Origin of the sequence: Mesorhizobium argentiipisi (SeqCode) (genome assembly GCF_037179585.1) — a bacterium.
Classification (GTDB): domain Bacteria; phylum Pseudomonadota; class Alphaproteobacteria; order Rhizobiales; family Rhizobiaceae; genus Mesorhizobium; species Mesorhizobium argentiipisi.
On record NZ_JAPYKO010000009.1, the window covers coordinates 122,455 to 136,288 of the forward strand.

At 64.2% G+C, this 13,834-nt stretch carries 12 protein-coding genes; 6 read left to right on the forward strand and 6 right to left on the reverse strand.

Annotated features, from left to right (window positions below; genetic code table 11):
* Positions 1-6: 6 nt before the first annotated feature.
* Positions 7-570 (reverse strand): polysaccharide biosynthesis/export family protein, encoded by a 564-nt coding sequence (locus O7A05_RS15060; RefSeq protein WP_040983193.1) that lies wholly within the window; start codon positions 568-570, stop codon positions 7-9.
* Positions 571-831: 261 nt separating this feature from the next.
* Between O7A05_RS15060 and O7A05_RS15065 the strand changes: the two genes are divergently transcribed.
* Complete coding sequence (locus O7A05_RS15065; protein ID WP_337093861.1) at positions 832-3,072, forward strand: GumC family protein; 2,241 nt, start codon at positions 832-834, stop codon at positions 3,070-3,072.
* Between the two features lie 55 nt (positions 3,073-3,127).
* On the opposite strand, the gene O7A05_RS15070 is transcribed toward O7A05_RS15065, so the two are convergent.
* The gene (locus tag O7A05_RS15070; protein ID WP_337093862.1) at positions 3,128-4,357 is read right to left on the reverse strand and encodes a GNAT family N-acetyltransferase; all 1,230 of its coding nucleotides are present in this window, start codon (positions 4,355-4,357) and stop codon (positions 3,128-3,130) included.
* Between the two features lie 90 nt (positions 4,358-4,447).
* On the opposite strand from O7A05_RS15070, the gene O7A05_RS15075 reads away from it, so the two are divergent.
* On the forward strand, positions 4,448-5,506 hold the full coding sequence (locus O7A05_RS15075) for a polysaccharide deacetylase family protein (RefSeq protein ID WP_337093863.1): 1,059 nt from the start codon (positions 4,448-4,450) through the stop codon (positions 5,504-5,506).
* Between the two features lie 53 nt (positions 5,507-5,559).
* On the opposite strand, the gene O7A05_RS15080 is transcribed toward O7A05_RS15075, so the two are convergent.
* A complete protein-coding gene (locus tag O7A05_RS15080) occupies positions 5,560-5,775 on the reverse strand; it encodes a DUF2842 domain-containing protein (RefSeq protein ID WP_040999884.1) in 216 nt (71 codons plus the stop codon).
* Between the two features lie 151 nt (positions 5,776-5,926).
* Between O7A05_RS15080 and O7A05_RS15085 the strand changes: the two genes are divergently transcribed.
* Entirely contained in the window at positions 5,927-7,018 is a 1,092-nt protein-coding gene (locus O7A05_RS15085) for a COX15/CtaA family protein (protein ID WP_337093864.1), read from the forward strand.
* 188 nt (positions 7,019-7,206) lie between these two features.
* Here the strand turns inward: O7A05_RS15085 and argC are convergent, their stop codons facing one another.
* Complete coding sequence (argC, locus tag O7A05_RS15095; RefSeq protein WP_337093865.1) at positions 7,207-8,139, reverse strand: N-acetyl-gamma-glutamyl-phosphate reductase; 933 nt, start codon at positions 8,137-8,139, stop codon at positions 7,207-7,209.
* 29 nt (positions 8,140-8,168) lie between these two features.
* Positions 8,169-9,170, reverse strand: coding sequence for an agmatinase (speB, locus tag O7A05_RS15100; protein WP_224582213.1), 1,002 nt, complete (start codon positions 9,168-9,170; stop codon positions 8,169-8,171).
* A 123-nt stretch (positions 9,171-9,293) separates the two neighbouring features.
* Here speB and O7A05_RS15105 point away from each other — a divergent pair, with 123 nt between their 5' ends.
* The gene (locus O7A05_RS15105) at positions 9,294-10,508 is read left to right on the forward strand and encodes an acyltransferase family protein (RefSeq protein ID WP_337093866.1); all 1,215 of its coding nucleotides are present in this window, start codon (positions 9,294-9,296) and stop codon (positions 10,506-10,508) included.
* A gap of 164 nt (positions 10,509-10,672) precedes the next feature.
* Entirely contained in the window at positions 10,673-11,731 is a 1,059-nt protein-coding gene (locus O7A05_RS15110; protein WP_337093867.1) for a glycerophosphodiester phosphodiesterase family protein, read from the forward strand.
* A gap of 202 nt (positions 11,732-11,933) precedes the next feature.
* Here the strand turns inward: O7A05_RS15110 and O7A05_RS15115 are convergent, their stop codons facing one another.
* Positions 11,934-12,806, reverse strand: coding sequence for an aldo/keto reductase family oxidoreductase (locus O7A05_RS15115; RefSeq protein WP_337093868.1), 873 nt, complete (start codon positions 12,804-12,806; stop codon positions 11,934-11,936).
* Positions 12,807-12,901: 95 nt separating this feature from the next.
* Between O7A05_RS15115 and O7A05_RS15120 the strand changes: the two genes are divergently transcribed.
* On the forward strand, positions 12,902-13,810 hold the full coding sequence (locus O7A05_RS15120; protein ID WP_337093869.1) for a LysR family transcriptional regulator: 909 nt from the start codon (positions 12,902-12,904) through the stop codon (positions 13,808-13,810).
* Positions 13,811-13,834: the final 24 nt, after the last annotated feature.

The following is a 13,834-nucleotide window of genomic DNA, read 5'->3' on the forward strand; positions in this document are numbered from 1 at the left end:
GATTTTTCAGAACAGGCGTTCGCGGACGTAGACGGTGTCGCCGGGCAGGAGCGGATCGGATGTCAGCACCCGTCCGGTCATCACCTTGCCGTTGATGTCGCGGGTGATGTCGACACTCTCTTGATTGGCGCGCGGCGTGAAACCGCCGGCAATGGCGACCGCCTTTTGCACCGTGAGTCCCGGCACATAGGAATACTGGCCGGCAGCGCCCACTTCGCCCATGACGAAGATCGGCCGGTAGCGGTCTATTTCAACCGAAACGTCAGGATCGCGCAAATAGCCCTGGCGCAGCTTGTCGGCGATCTCCTTTTCCAACTGCTGCGCGGTGTGGCCGCGCGCCGGCACCGCGCCGACCAGCGGGAAGGAGAGATAGCCGGACTGGTCGACGCTGTAAGTGTTGGTCAATCCGTCCTGCTCGAACACTGTGACACGGACGCGATCGCCGGCGCCGAGCCGATAGGGCTGGTCGAGCACCTCGTGAAAGGCGGCCGGCGTCGGGCGGTAGCTCGAGCAACCGGTGAGCAGCGACAGGGCAAGCAAAGCGCGAAAGAGGGAAGCAGTGCTTTTCATGACCGGCCAGGAACCTTCATCGCTCTTGCCGCAAGCCGCGGCACAACCCCAGGAAAGTGCGACCGTTATCGTCCTGTTAGGGTTAATGGGCGGTAAAGGAGCTGGTCCGGAGTCGCGTTGACCGGTAAATAGCCAATTGTTCTATTGCTTTCGAGCAATCTTCTTTGAGTGCCCTCTAATAAGCATGCATTCTGATCTTAACCGGTGAGTTACCATAGTTGTTTACGGTCCATCCTCGACTCAAAGTTCGGAGCAGGATGCATGTCCGTTCAGTCCGCGGCCGCAGATGTCGATGTCGATCTGAGGCAGCTTTTCGCCAGCCTGGCGCGAAACTGGCTGCGCATTGTCCTCGTGACCCTCGTGGTCACCGGGCTCGCCTTCGCCTTGGCCTGGCTCGCGACGCCTTATTATAAGGCGACAGCCAAGCTGGAGATTGGCTCGCGCGAATCGGAATACACCCGGCCGCCGGGCACCAACGACGACGAGAAGCCGATTCTCGATGAACAGGGCGTGGCCACCCAGGTCCAGATCATTTCCTCGCCCGACATCCTCAAGCAGGTGGCGACCAAGCTCAATCTGGACAAGCTGCCGGAGTTCGATGAAACGCTGAAGATGTCGGCGCTCGGTCGCGTGCTCGTCCTTGTCGGCTTGAAAAGCGATCCCGTCGATATTCCGCCGGAAGAGCGCGTGCTGAATGCCATGCACGACAAGCTCAATGTCTATGCAGTCGAAAAGACGCGTGCGATCGCCATCGAGTTCGCCTCGAAGGATCCCAAGCTTGCCGCGGCGATCGCGAATGGCATTGCCGACGCCTATATCGCCTCGAAGAGCGACGCCAAGCTCGAATCGAACGCCGCAGCCACCGACTTCCTCGCGCCGGAAATCGCCGACCTGCAGAACAAGGTGAAGGACGCCGAGGCCAAGGTCGCGGCCTTCCGGGCCCAGTCCGACCTTCTGATGGGCGGCAACAATGCGGTGCTTCCGACTCAGCAGCTCGCCGAACTGTCGAGCGAGTTGTCGCGCGTGCGCGCCAGCCGCGCGGCCGCCGAGGCGAGCGCCGAGAGCGTGCGTCGAGCGCTGCAGAATGGCGGTTCGCTGGACAGCGTGCCGGAAGTCCTGTCCTCGGATCTGATCCAGCGCCTGCGCGAGCGCCAGGTGGAGCTGCGGGCCAACATTGCCGATCTTTCCACGACCTTGCTCGATAACCATCCGCGCATCCGCGCGCTGAAGTCGCAGCTTGCCGACCTCGACGGCCAGATTCGCAACGAGGCGCAAAAGATCATCCGGGGGCTGTCGGCCCAGGCCCAGACGGCCAAGGCCCGCGAGGATCAGCTGATCGCGGACGTTAACACTCTGAAAGCCGCCTCGGCGCGAGCCGGCGAGCAGCAGGTGCAGTTGGACGCCTTGCAGCGCGACGCGAACGTCCAGCGCCAACAGCTTGAATCTTATATGGCGAGTTACAATGCGGTGGCCTCGCGCAAGGATCGCAGATACTCGCCCGTCGCGGCGAATCTGATCGCGCGAGCCCAGGTGCCGTCCCAGCCCTATTTCCCGAAGATAGGGCCGATCACCGGTGCTGCCGCCGCCGCTTCGCTGCTGCTGATGGCGATCGGCACGCTGCTTGGCGAGCTGTTCTCGGGTCGCGCCATGCGTCCGGCCGCGGGAGCCCGTTTCACCGATATCGAGCAGGTGGCGATGCCTGCGGCCAGGGTGGAACCCATGGTCGCCGAGGCACATGATGAGGGTCGGGCTTTCGCGCCTTACGGGGACACCGCGGCAGGACATTCGATCGCCGAAGCGGAGCTCCCGAGACCGGCAGAGAGCGAGCAGGCGGAGGATCGCGCAGCCGCCATGGAGACCTCCGAGCCGGGCGAACCGATGCCTGAACCAAGGCAATCCAGGCTCGGCGAGATGGATGTCGAAAAGGCTGCGGAGAAGCTGATCGCCTCAGGCGCCGCGCGTGCGATCTTCGTGTCGCCGGAAGGCGACGAAGCGGCCGCGTCCGCCGTGCTCGTGGCCCGCGAAGTATCCGACGCCGGCCTGCGCGTGTTGCTGCTCGATCTGACCGCGTCGGGCGCGGCGTCGCGGCCGATGCTGGACTCGAGCCTGTTCCCGGGCATCACCAATCTGCTCGCTTCCGAAGCGCAGTTCAGTGACGTCATCCATCCCGATCTCTATTCGGATGCGCATGTCATTCCGGTCGGCACCGCCGATCCGGTCCGCGCCATGCGCGCCGCCGACCGGCTGCCCATCATCATGCAATCGCTGACCACGGCCTACGACCTCGTCGTGGTCGAATGCGGCCCGGCCGATGCGCAGGGCATCAGCCGCCTGGTCGGCGACGGCACCGAAGTCTTCCTGTCGATGCTGGAAGCCGACGACCAGGTGACCCAGGCAGCGGTGAAGCTGATTGAGAACGGCTACCCGAATCTCATGCTGGTGACGCCGATCGGCCATGAACCGCCCGGAACGCCGGTGCCGGGCAGGCGGTCGGCCGCCTGAGTAAGGCGAAAGCGCGACAGTGCTGAAGCAGCGCAATCGGTTTAAAGCGCGACGATCAATTATCGTCCTCGGCGGGAGCGGGCGCTGGCTGTCCGGCAGCCTTGCGGCGCAGCATCTTGGTCAGTTTCCAGATCGTCGGGTTATTCTTGATGAAGGCCTTCGCCCGCGCGCCTTGCCGCAGCCCTGTCGCCAGCGCCCGGCCCTTCAGCGTCAGCGGCGCAAGCACCTCGAAATGCTGGACCTCGATGTCGCACCAGAGCCGCTTGTAAGGCTCGTCGCCGACCGAGAAGTCATACACATCGAAGCCAAGCTCGCAGGCTTGCTGGATGTTGTCGAAGAACAGGAAGTCGCCCGGGCTGGTGAAGGATAGATCGTCTTCGGCAATGGCGCCGAACTCGCAGATCAGCCGCTTGCCGGACCGGCTGGAGCCGGTCACCGCGCGCAGCTTGCCCGCCACATCGAGGCCGTGCAGCAGGAAGGGCGGCTTTTCCTCGGCCAGCGCATCGGCGAACAGCGCCCGGAAAAAGTCGCGTACTTGCCTGTCGCCGAAGACATTGGCGATGCCCATCTTGGCGAAACGCGCTTCCTTCATCTCGAAGAAGGCATCGAGCAGCCTGTCAACCTCCTCGCGGGTGCGGGCCTCGATGCGGCGGAAGGCGCCGACAGCCTCGAACTTGCGCGTCTGCGAGCGGTGCTTCTTGCGCTTGCGCTTGCCGCTCGCGCGTGACAGCAGCGCGTCGAACCCGCCGTCGAGATCGACCGCGAGAGCGAGGTTCGGACTTGGGAAACCGGGCAGCGCGGCGAGCGGGTTAGCGACGCCATCGAGGTCGGGCAGCAGCCTTTCCAGTGAGATCAGGTCGATATCCGGCCGCGTTCGGGCGATTGCCTTGAACATCGCGCGGATCGCAGGGTTGTCGATAGCGGGGAGGAGCCGCGGGTCAGCAGTGGCGAAATTGCCGTTGGCATGTCGACCGCCGGCGAAACGGGCAACCTTGAATGGGCCGCGTCGCACAACTTCCAGCGCCAAAGATAGCGCCGGGCGGCCATCGTAGGACAGCGTCGCGACAACCATGTCGGCGCCGGTCGCGGCCGCCCAGTTGCTGACCCAGGATGCGCTTTGCGCCGGCGCGAACAGCGCCGAGGCGCAGAATTGAACATAGTCGGCAACGCCGGTGTCGTCGCTTGCGGTCGCAGTCCACCGGTCCTGGTCGGCTCGCACCGGGCGCGCGGAAATCTCGTTGGCCGCGACCCGGTTGCCGTCAAATGAAGCGGTGGCGTCAACCATCCCTCAATCCTTAAGACGTATTGGTTGCAACCTGGGGTTCGCATAGGCGACTGTCGTGCTTGAATAAGCCTAGGCGCAAAAGGTGAAGGAATGATCGACGGGGGCGAGGCAATCCGGAAACTGGCGCTGAACCTTGCCCGCTACTCCGGTCTCGCGCCGTTGGCGCGGCCGTTCGTCGGCGGCATCGGCGCTATCCTGATGCTGCACCGCGTCACCGCGGCACCGGAGAAGCCAAACAGCTTCAATCGGCACCTGAACATCGCTCCCGCCTTCCTCGACAGGCTGATCGCGGACATGAAGGGGCGCGGTTATGCCTTTGTTTCCCTTGATGAAGCGATCGAACGCATCAAGGTGGGTGGCAAAGGCGGCCAGTTCGCGACAATCACTGCCGACGACGCCTATCGCGACAACATGACTGAGGCGCTTCCGGTCCTGGAACAGCACGGAGCGCCGATTACCATTTACGTCGCCCCCGGCCTGATCGACGGCGCCGTCGATCTCTGGTGGGACGTGATCGAGGACATCGTCGACACCAGTTCGCGCCTGACGCTGATGATGGCGGGCAAGCCGACGGTAATCGATTGCTCGACACAAGGTCGAAAGATCCAGGCCGTCGCGCGGCTGAACGCCTGGCTAACGTCGGAAGTCCCCGAGGAAGAGCAGGGCGCTACACTGCGTGAACTCGCCCGTTCGAACGGCTATGAATTCAGCACAGGCCGCCCGTGCACCTTGATGAGCTGGGATGAGCTTCGCACCATGGCCGCCCATTCGCTGGTGACCATCGGCGCGCATACCGTCAATCATCGGAACTTGAAGCGGCTGTCCGAACCCGATGCGCGCCATGAGATCGGTGACGTCCGTCGCATCCTCAAGGAAAAGCTCGGCGAGGAGCCGCGTCATCTGGCTTACCCTTACGGCTATCCCAGCGCCGTCAGTTGCCGCGAAGTGGGCTTTGCCCGCGACGCAGGCTATGCCTCGGCGGTGACCACGCGGCACGGTGTGCTGCGTGCCGAGCATGCCGGTTTCCTGCACGCGCTGCCGCGCATCTCCGTCAACGGCCGCTATCAGAGCCTTGCGCATTTCCGCACGATGCTGTCCGGCATTACGACGCCGCTGGCCAATGCCGGCAAGATGGTGGTGACGATCTGAAGTCTGCCTCGCTCTGCGCCTTGGTCGGTACCATGACGTGACGCCTGTGAGGGTCAGCCCTTCGGGCGCGGCTCGATGATCAGCCATTTGATGATGGCCATGGCCGGCAGAACCCAGAGAAAGCCGCTGAGCAGGAAGAACAGGAGATGCGCCGTGGGCCCGTATTCGGCGAGCCTGGTGACCGCGACGGCGGAGGCGATCAGCGCATAGATGACGACCAGCGCCACAAGCAATATGGTTCCGATCAGCTTTTTCAGGCGAATGGGCATGTCGCGGTTCCGTTGACCCGCCCCGCTTAGGCCGAATGACGAGAGCGCGCAACCGTCGCGGCCCGGCGCGACGGCGTGCCGCGCTGTCCAGTCTTGCCAGTTGAGCGGCCTTGGTCCACCAATCGCGCGTTTCAACCGCCGGGAAAGCGAAATGGCTGCCATCACCGCCACAGCCCCCTGTGCCGCACGCGACCGCGACCTCCACAACCGCGCTTTGGTGCGCGGCTGGCTCTACGTCGTGCTGCTCGTGCTGGTCGCGCTGGTGCTGGTCGGCGGTTCCACGCGTCTCACCGGCTCCGGGCTGTCGATCACTGAGTGGCAGCCGATACACGGCGTCATCCCGCCGCTCAACGACGCCGAATGGCAGGAAGAGTTCCAGCGCTATCAGCAGATCCCGCAATATACCGAGATCAACAAGGGCATGAGCGTCGAGGACTTCAAGTCGATCTTCTGGTGGGAGTGGGCGCACCGCATCCTGGCGCGCAGCGTCGGCGTCGTCTTTGCCTTGCCGCTGCTGTTCTTCTGGGTGACGCGCCGCATCGAACGCGGCCTGGGGCTGAAGCTCCTCGGCATCCTTCTGCTCGGCGGACTGCAAGGCGCCATCGGCTGGTGGATGGTGGCTTCGGGCCTGGCCGACCGTATCTCGGTCAGCCAATACAGGCTGGCGACGCATCTGACGCTCGCCGCGCTGATCTTCACCGCCACCATGGTGGTCGCGCGGGGTCTTGCGCCGCATTCGGAGCCCGCCGCCGACCGGCCGACGCAGCGGCTCGCCGGCTTCATCGTGCTTTTGGCGCTGATCCAGATCTATCTCGGCGGGCTGGTCGCCGGGCTGCACGCGGGCCTTTCCTACAACACATGGCCGCTGATGGATGGAAAGGTGATCCCCTCCGATCTGCTTCTCCTGAAGCCCGCCTGGCTAAACTTCTTTGAAAATCCGAAGACGGTGCAGTTCGTCCACCGGCTAGGCGCCTACACGATCTTTGTCGTGGCGCTCTGGCATATGATCGCGACGTGGAGGCGCCAGCCCGGCACCACCCATGCCCGCCGGGCCACGCTTCTGTTCGCGCTGGTGGTCGTCCAGGCCTCGATTGGCATCGGCACGCTGCTGATGCAGGTGCCGCTGCACATGGCGTTGACGCATCAGGCGATCGCGCTTGTGTTGCTCGGCTTCGCCGCCGCGCATTGGCGCGGCACCAAGGGCGCTTATCCGTTGCCGACGGAGGTGAGCGTCAGAAGCTGAGGCCGACCTTTCGAACGGCATCGGCGATGGCCAGTTCGCGGTTCTCGTCGATCGCATTCTTGTCCTCGCGATGCGAAGCGGCTGACAGGCAGCCATAGGCGATTGCATGGTCGAGAATGGCGCGTGGCGACTGTCCGAATGAGTTCGGGAGCGCTGACCTTCCAGCGCTCGGGAAACGCTTGCATTACTCAGTGCTTGATGCCGAGCATCAGGTCCAGGTTCTGCACCGCGGCCCCGGACGCGCCCTTGCCGAGATTGTCGTAGACGGCCATCAGCAGTGCCTGCGCCCTCTCGTCATTGGCGAACACATAGACCTTCATCCGGTTGGTGCCGTTATAGACCTCGGGGTCGATCTCCGGCATGCGCTCCACATGTGTATAGGGCGCGACCTCGACCACGCCGCCATCGATCGACGCATAGTGGTCGGCAATCGCCGCGTGAAGCTCGGCGCCGGTCGGAACGCGCTCGAGACCGCCGAGCTGCAGCGGCACCACGGTGATCATGCCCTGCGCGAAATTGCCCACTGCCGGCTGCATGATCGGGTCGTGCGACAGCTTTGCATAGGTGCGGAGCTCCGGCACATGCTTGTGCTGCAGCGTCAGCCCGTAGGGCAGGAACTCGGGCGCGTCCTCGCCCTTGCTGACATAATCCTCGATCATCGGCCGGCCGCCGCCGGAATAACCGGAGATGCCGTTGACGGTGACCGGGAAGTCGGCAGGCAGCAGGCCGGCCGCAACCAGCGGTCGCAGGGTCGCTATCGGCCCTTGTGGCCAGCAGCCCGGATTGGCGATGCGTTTCGCACTGGCGATCTTCTTCGCCTGGTCCTTGTCCATTTCAGCGAAGCCATATTCCCAACCTTCAGCCACCCGATGCGCGGTCGAGGCGTCGATGACCTTTGTCGTATCGTTCGCAATCAGCGACACGCTTTCCTTGGCCGCCGCATCCGGCAGGCAAAGGATCGCGACATCGGCGGCATTGAGGAATTCAGCTCTGGCCGCGGCTTCCTTGCGGCGATCGGCGGGAATGGAGATGATCTCCAGGTCGCCGCGATCGGCAAGCAGCGCCCTGATCTGCAGGCCTGTCGTGCCATGCTCGCCGTCAATGAAGATTTTCGGTTTCATCGGTTGCCAAATTCCTTGCGAGCTCAGGCCTATATGCCGTGCGCGCTTTGTAGCACGGCATGGGTGCCGTTGTTCAGATCCTCGAGCCGCACCTTTCGTTCGGCCACGAGGCCCAGATAGTGCATGGCGATCATCGATCCGGCGATCGCCGTAATATCGGCATGGTCGTAGGCAGGCGCAACCTCGACGACGTCGGCGCCGACGATATCGACCTGGCCGAGCTGGCGCAGCGTCGAGAGCATCTTGGCAGATGATGGACCGCCGGCAACCGGCGTGCCCGTCCCTGGCGCGAAGGCTGGGTCGAGGCAGTCGATGTCGAAGGTGAGATAGGTCTTTCTGCCGCCAGTCCGGTCGACGATCGCGTAGGCGATATCCGAAGCCCGCATCTCCTCGACCTCATGGCCGTAGAGGATCTTGATGCCGAACGTGTCCGGCGCATGCGTGCGGATGCCGATCTGAATCGAGCGATCCGGGTCGATGATGCCCTCCTTCACTGCACGGGCGACGAAGGAGCCATGATCGATGCGCTTGCCGTCATCCGGCCAGGTATCCTGATGCGCGTCGAACTGAACGAGCGCCAACGGCCCGTGGATCGCGGCATGCGCCTTGAGCAGCGGCCAGGTGACGAAATGATCGCCGCCGAGCGTCAAAAGGAAAGCGCCCGATCTCAGGATCTTGGCCGCCTCGCGCTCGATCGCGCCGGGGGTCTTCTGATGGTTGCCGCTGTCAAGCAGGCAATCGCCATAGTCGACCACCGCGAGCGGTTCGAACAGGTCGCGGGAGAAAGGGTATTGCGGATCGTTCTCGAGGATCGCCGAGGCGCGGCGGATCGCCTGCGGCCCGAAGCGGGCGCCCGGCCGGTTGGTCACTGCGGCGTCAAAAGGAATGCCCCACACGACTGCGTCCGCCCCCTTCACGTCCTTGGTGTATTTGCGCCGCATGAACGACAGCGCACCGGAATAGGCTGGCTCAAGTGCCGCCCCCGTTTTCGAACGGGCGGTGAAGGCGTGGTCGATCTCTTTATTCGCCATTGCGGGTCCTCGGTTTCATCGGACAGCCACAACTACAGAACCGGCACGCAACATGCCAGTCACAGCATGCGGAAAGGAAGCGGCGCTCGGCGAGTGCCACGGCAACACAGGATTTGTATCATTATGGCTGAGACCGCCTTGCTTAACCTTGCGCCCGCACCCGCGGCGACCCGTGTCAGCACGATGGCCGGCGAGCGCTTCCTGGTGCTGGATTCCTGGCGCGGCATCTGCGCGCTGCTGATGGCGCTGTTCCACTTTCCGACCACCTCGATGATTTCGCAAAGCGCCTTTGTCGGCGGCTCCTATCTGTTCGTCGATTTCTTCTTCGTGCTCTCCGGCTTCGTCATTGCCAGCGCCTATGGCAGCCGGCTGAACGAGCAGGACGACCTTGCCCGGTTCGCCCTGGTGCGCTTCGGCCGCATCTATCCGTTGCATCTCCTGATGCTTGCCGCATTTGCCGGCTTCGAGGCGCTGCGGCTCGTCCTGCCGGCCCTGCACGGAACGGGTCCCGCGCCCTTCACTGCCGGTTTCGACCTGAAAACCCTCGTCGCCAACCTCTTCCTTCTGCAAGGCATGGGGGTTGAGGATCATCTGAGCTGGAATGCGCCGAGCTGGAGCATTTCGGCCGAGTTCTTCACCTACCTGCTCTTTGCCGCCGTCGTCTTCGCCACGGGCCAGCGCGCCTGGATATGGTTCGCCGCCGCCGCCGTTACGGCGCCGCTTTTCCTGCTCGCGGTCTCGACGCGTCATATGGACGTGTCCTTCGATTTCGGCTTCATCCGCTGTCTTTACGGCTTCTCGCTCGGCGCGCTGCTTGCCTGGTTTCAGCACGATTCCATTGCAGAGGCGCGACAGGCGCTGAGCGGCGGGGCCGGGCGCCTCGCCTGGACGCTGGCCGAGCTGGCGATGATCGTCGTGATCGCGCTGTTCGTTTCGGTGGCGGGAACGAATGACGCCGGCATTGCGGCGCCAGTCGTCTTCGCTCTGGCGCTTTATCTTTTTGCGCATGAGGGCGGGTGGGTCAGCGTGGCTTTGCGCAGCCGGCCGATGCTGCTGCTCGGCTCGCTCTCCTATTCGATCTACATGGTCCACATCTTCGTCCAGGCGCGCATGATCAATGTCGGCAGCCTGATCGAACGCAAGCTCGGGCTCGGCGTCGTCGGTGATCTGATGCTGCGCAGCGACCATGCGACCGGCTTCGGCACCGGCGCGCCCTGGATCGGCTCCGCGGCTTTGATCGCTATGTTGATCGCCGTCATCGCCGCGTCCTGCTTCACCTGGCGCTTCGTCGAAATGCCGGCGCTGGCCTGGTCCCGGCGCCTCGCCAAGCGGATTTGACCCGAGCAATTCCAGGAAAAGTGTGAAGCGGTTAGCCTCGGCGGCTTCGCCGTAGCCCTTCCGTCCGGAATTGCGTCAAACACAAAACACTAGCCGGCTTCGTTCACTGCCCTGTCATGGGCATCGCTTAACCGGGTCCCAACCCGGAACGGAGCGATTCCCCGATGCGAACACTCTGGCTGAGCCTTGCCTTGTCCGCCGCCTTTGCCACCGTTGCCGGGCAAAGCTTAGCCGGTGAAAGCCGGGCCAGCCAGATACTCGACCGCTTCGAGCACGCCAACCAATGGCGCGATCATGTGATGATCGCCGCGCACCGCGCCGGCAGCATGCAGGCCGGCAAGACGCTCTACGCCGAGAATTCGCTGGCCGCGGTCGAAGGCTCGATCGCCATCGGCGCCGAGATCGTCGAAGTCGATGTGAGGCGCGCGAAAGACGGCGCGTTCGTCATCATGCATGACAGCTGGCTCGACAGAACGACCACCTGCAAGGGCGAAGTGGCGAGCTACACGCTTGCCGAGTTGAAGAAATGCCGGCTGGTCATCGAGGGCACGGGCGCCGTCACCAACGAGACGGTGTCGACGTTGCGCGAGATGCTGCTTACGACCAGGGACAGGATCCTGATCCATCTCGACAACAAGCTCGAGGTGAGCGACCTGCCGGGCATGATCGCGGAGGCGCGCGATCTCGGCATGGCCGACCAGGTGATCGTCAAGGAGAACTTGTGGAACCGGCAGCGCATCGATGCCGCGAGCGCAGCACTTGCCAAGGCCGGCGGCGGCTTCCAGTTCATGCCGATCCTCGCCGACGACGCCGTGCATGACGCCGCCTTCGCCGGCGAGGTCGACAAGGCGTTTGCGCCGCGCGCCATAGAATTGATCACCTGGCGCAACGGCGCCGAGACGCTGACGCCGACCGGCGGGCCGCTGTTCGGCAACCACATGCGGGCGGAAGCGGCCCGCGGCGACTGGCACGTTTGGGCCGACACCTATGCGATCGTCAACAAGCCGGGCGGCTTTCTTGCCGGCGGGCGCGGCGACGAGCTAGCCGTCGCCGCCGGCCTGCCGCGCGAAGCTTGGGGTTTCTGGGTCGACCACGGCGCCACCATCATCCAGACCGACGAGCCGAAAGCCGCGATCGCGTGGCTGGCGGCTAATGGTTATCGCGTGCCCTATGCGACGGAGAGCAAGCATGCTGAGCCGGCGCATACGGCGAGCATCAATTAGCTGGCGTTGGCGCTTCACCCCACCCGGCGCTTCGCGCCGACCTCCCCGTCGAGGGGAGGTAGAGCGTCGTGCGAACTCCTCTTCGCTGGACGCCTGCGAAGTCGATGAGATTAAGCGGATCTTCGAACGTATGGCTCGGCGCCCTACCTCCTCTTGATGGGGAGGTCGCGCCGTAGGCGCGGGCGGGGTGACGGCGCCGGCCTCACGCCGCTTTCGCCACGCCCTCCAGCTCCCGCAGCGCATCCCCCGACAGCTCCAGCTCCGCGGCCGCCAGATTCTCGCGCAAATGCCCGACCGATGACGTGCCCGGGATCAAGAGGATGTTCGGCGAGCGCTGCAGCAGCCAAGCCAGCGCAACTTGCATCGGCGTCGCGCCAAGCCGTTCCGCCACGCCCGACAGCGTCGACGACTGCAACGGGCTGAAGCCGCCAAGCGGGAAGAACGGCACATAGGCGATGCCGTCGCGCGCCAGTTCATCGATCAGCGCGTCGTCGTTCCGGTGCGCGAGGTTGTACTGGTTCTGCACGCAGACGATGTCGCAGATCTTTCGGCCTTCCGCGATCTGCGCGCGGGTCACGTTGCTCAAGCCGATATGGCGCACCAGGCCCTTGCGCTGCAGTTCGGCCAGCGCCGTCAGCGGCGCTTCGATCGAGCCTTCGGCGGGGCCATGGGTGTCGAACATGATGCGCAAATTGACCACTTCTATCGCGTCGAGTCCGAGATTGCCCAGATTGTCGTGCACGGCTTGCGTGAGCTCCTTGGGCGAGTAGGCCGGCAGCCAGGAGGCGTCGCTGCCGCGGCGTGCGCCGATCTTGGTGACGATGACGAGATCGTCGGAATAGGGCGCCAGCGCCTCCCGGATCAGTAGGTTCGTGACGTGCGGCCCGTAGAAATCGCTGGTATCGATGTGATTGACCCGATTTGCCGCCGCTTCGCGCAGCACGGAGATAGCCGCGTCATGGTCCTTCGGCGGACCGAACACACCTTTCCCCGCAAGCTGCATGGCGCCATAGCCGAGGCGATGCACCGAGCGGTCGCCGAGTTTATAGGTACCGGATTTGTCTACACTGGACATTGTTGCTCTCCTTCGCTGTCGGCGAGGGAGATAAGGGATGGTTGCTGTCCTGATAACCGGGTATAACCGGCACGACCTGTGCGGAACTAAGAACAATGGCGGCTGATCTCAACGATCTCCAGGCATTTATGGCCGTCGCACGCGCCGGCGGCTTTCGCGAAGCGGCCCGCGTGACTGCAGGCAGCGCCTCAGTGCTCAGCGAAGCCGTCCGCCGTCTGGAAACCCAACTCGGTGTTAGGCTCTTCAATCGTACCACGCGCAGTGTCGCCCTGACCGAGGCAGGTGCCAGCCTGCTGGCGCGTCTTGGCCCCGCGCTGGGTGAGGTGGAGGCCGCGCTCGATGTGGTGAACGGCTTTCGCGACCGGCCCGCCGGAATCTTGCGTCTCAACGTGCCGATAAGCGCCTCGCGGCTGGTGCTGCCCAAAATCGTTCCGGGATTTCTCGCGGCCTATCCCGCCATTCGCCTGGAGGTGATCGCGGAGGAAAACTTTGTCGATCTGCTGGCGGCCAGCTGCGATGCGGGCATCCGCTATGACGAGCGGCTGGAGCAGGACATGATGGCGGTGCCGATCGGGCCGCGCGCGCAGCGCTTCACGACCTCCGCCGCGCCGTCCTACCTTGACCGGCACGGTCGGCCGCAACACCCGCGTGACCTGCTTGGGCACGCGTGCGTGCGCGGTCGCTTTCCGAGCGGGGTCATGACGCCCTGGGAATTCGAGCGCGACGGCGAAGTGGTGCGGGTCGATACCACGGGGCCATTGGTCGTCAGCATCGGCGGCGGCGTCGATCTCGCCATCGATGCGGCGATCGCCGGCGTCGGCATTCTTTGGCTCTTCGAGGACTGGGTACGCCCGTATTTCGACAGCGGCGTCCTGGAACCTGTGCTCGAGCCGTGGTGGCAAAGCTTCTCGGGGCCGTTTCTTTATTATCCTGGCCGGCGCTTGGTGCCGGCGCCGCTGCGCGCCTTCATCGACTATATCAAAACGCCGGCCGGGCACTGGTGATGAAAACAAGAAAGGCCGCCCGGA

What these genes read in the sequence shown, in the direction of transcription:
- O7A05_RS15060 (WP_040983193.1), bottom strand. Translation starts at nt 570, where the DNA reads ATGAAAAGCACTGCTTCCCTCTTTCGCGCTTTGCTTGCCCTGTCGCTG.
- O7A05_RS15065 (WP_337093861.1), top strand. Translation starts at nt 832, where the DNA reads ATGTCCGTTCAGTCCGCGGCCGCAGATGTCGATGTCGATCTGAGGCAG.
- O7A05_RS15070 (WP_337093862.1), bottom strand. Translation starts at nt 4,357, where the DNA reads ATGGTTGACGCCACCGCTTCATTTGACGGCAACCGGGTCGCGGCCAAC.
- O7A05_RS15075 (WP_337093863.1), top strand. Translation starts at nt 4,448, where the DNA reads ATGATCGACGGGGGCGAGGCAATCCGGAAACTGGCGCTGAACCTTGCC.
- O7A05_RS15080 (WP_040999884.1), bottom strand. Translation starts at nt 5,775, where the DNA reads ATGCCCATTCGCCTGAAAAAGCTGATCGGAACCATATTGCTTGTGGCG.
- O7A05_RS15085 (WP_337093864.1), top strand. Translation starts at nt 5,927, where the DNA reads ATGGCTGCCATCACCGCCACAGCCCCCTGTGCCGCACGCGACCGCGAC.
- argC (WP_337093865.1), bottom strand. Translation starts at nt 8,139, where the DNA reads ATGAAACCGAAAATCTTCATTGACGGCGAGCATGGCACGACAGGCCTG.
- speB (WP_224582213.1), bottom strand. Translation starts at nt 9,170, where the DNA reads ATGGCGAATAAAGAGATCGACCACGCCTTCACCGCCCGTTCGAAAACG.
- O7A05_RS15105 (WP_337093866.1), top strand. Translation starts at nt 9,294, where the DNA reads ATGGCTGAGACCGCCTTGCTTAACCTTGCGCCCGCACCCGCGGCGACC.
- O7A05_RS15110 (WP_337093867.1), top strand. Translation starts at nt 10,673, where the DNA reads ATGCGAACACTCTGGCTGAGCCTTGCCTTGTCCGCCGCCTTTGCCACC.
- O7A05_RS15115 (WP_337093868.1), bottom strand. Translation starts at nt 12,806, where the DNA reads ATGTCCAGTGTAGACAAATCCGGTACCTATAAACTCGGCGACCGCTCG.
- O7A05_RS15120 (WP_337093869.1), top strand. Translation starts at nt 12,902, where the DNA reads ATGGCGGCTGATCTCAACGATCTCCAGGCATTTATGGCCGTCGCACGC.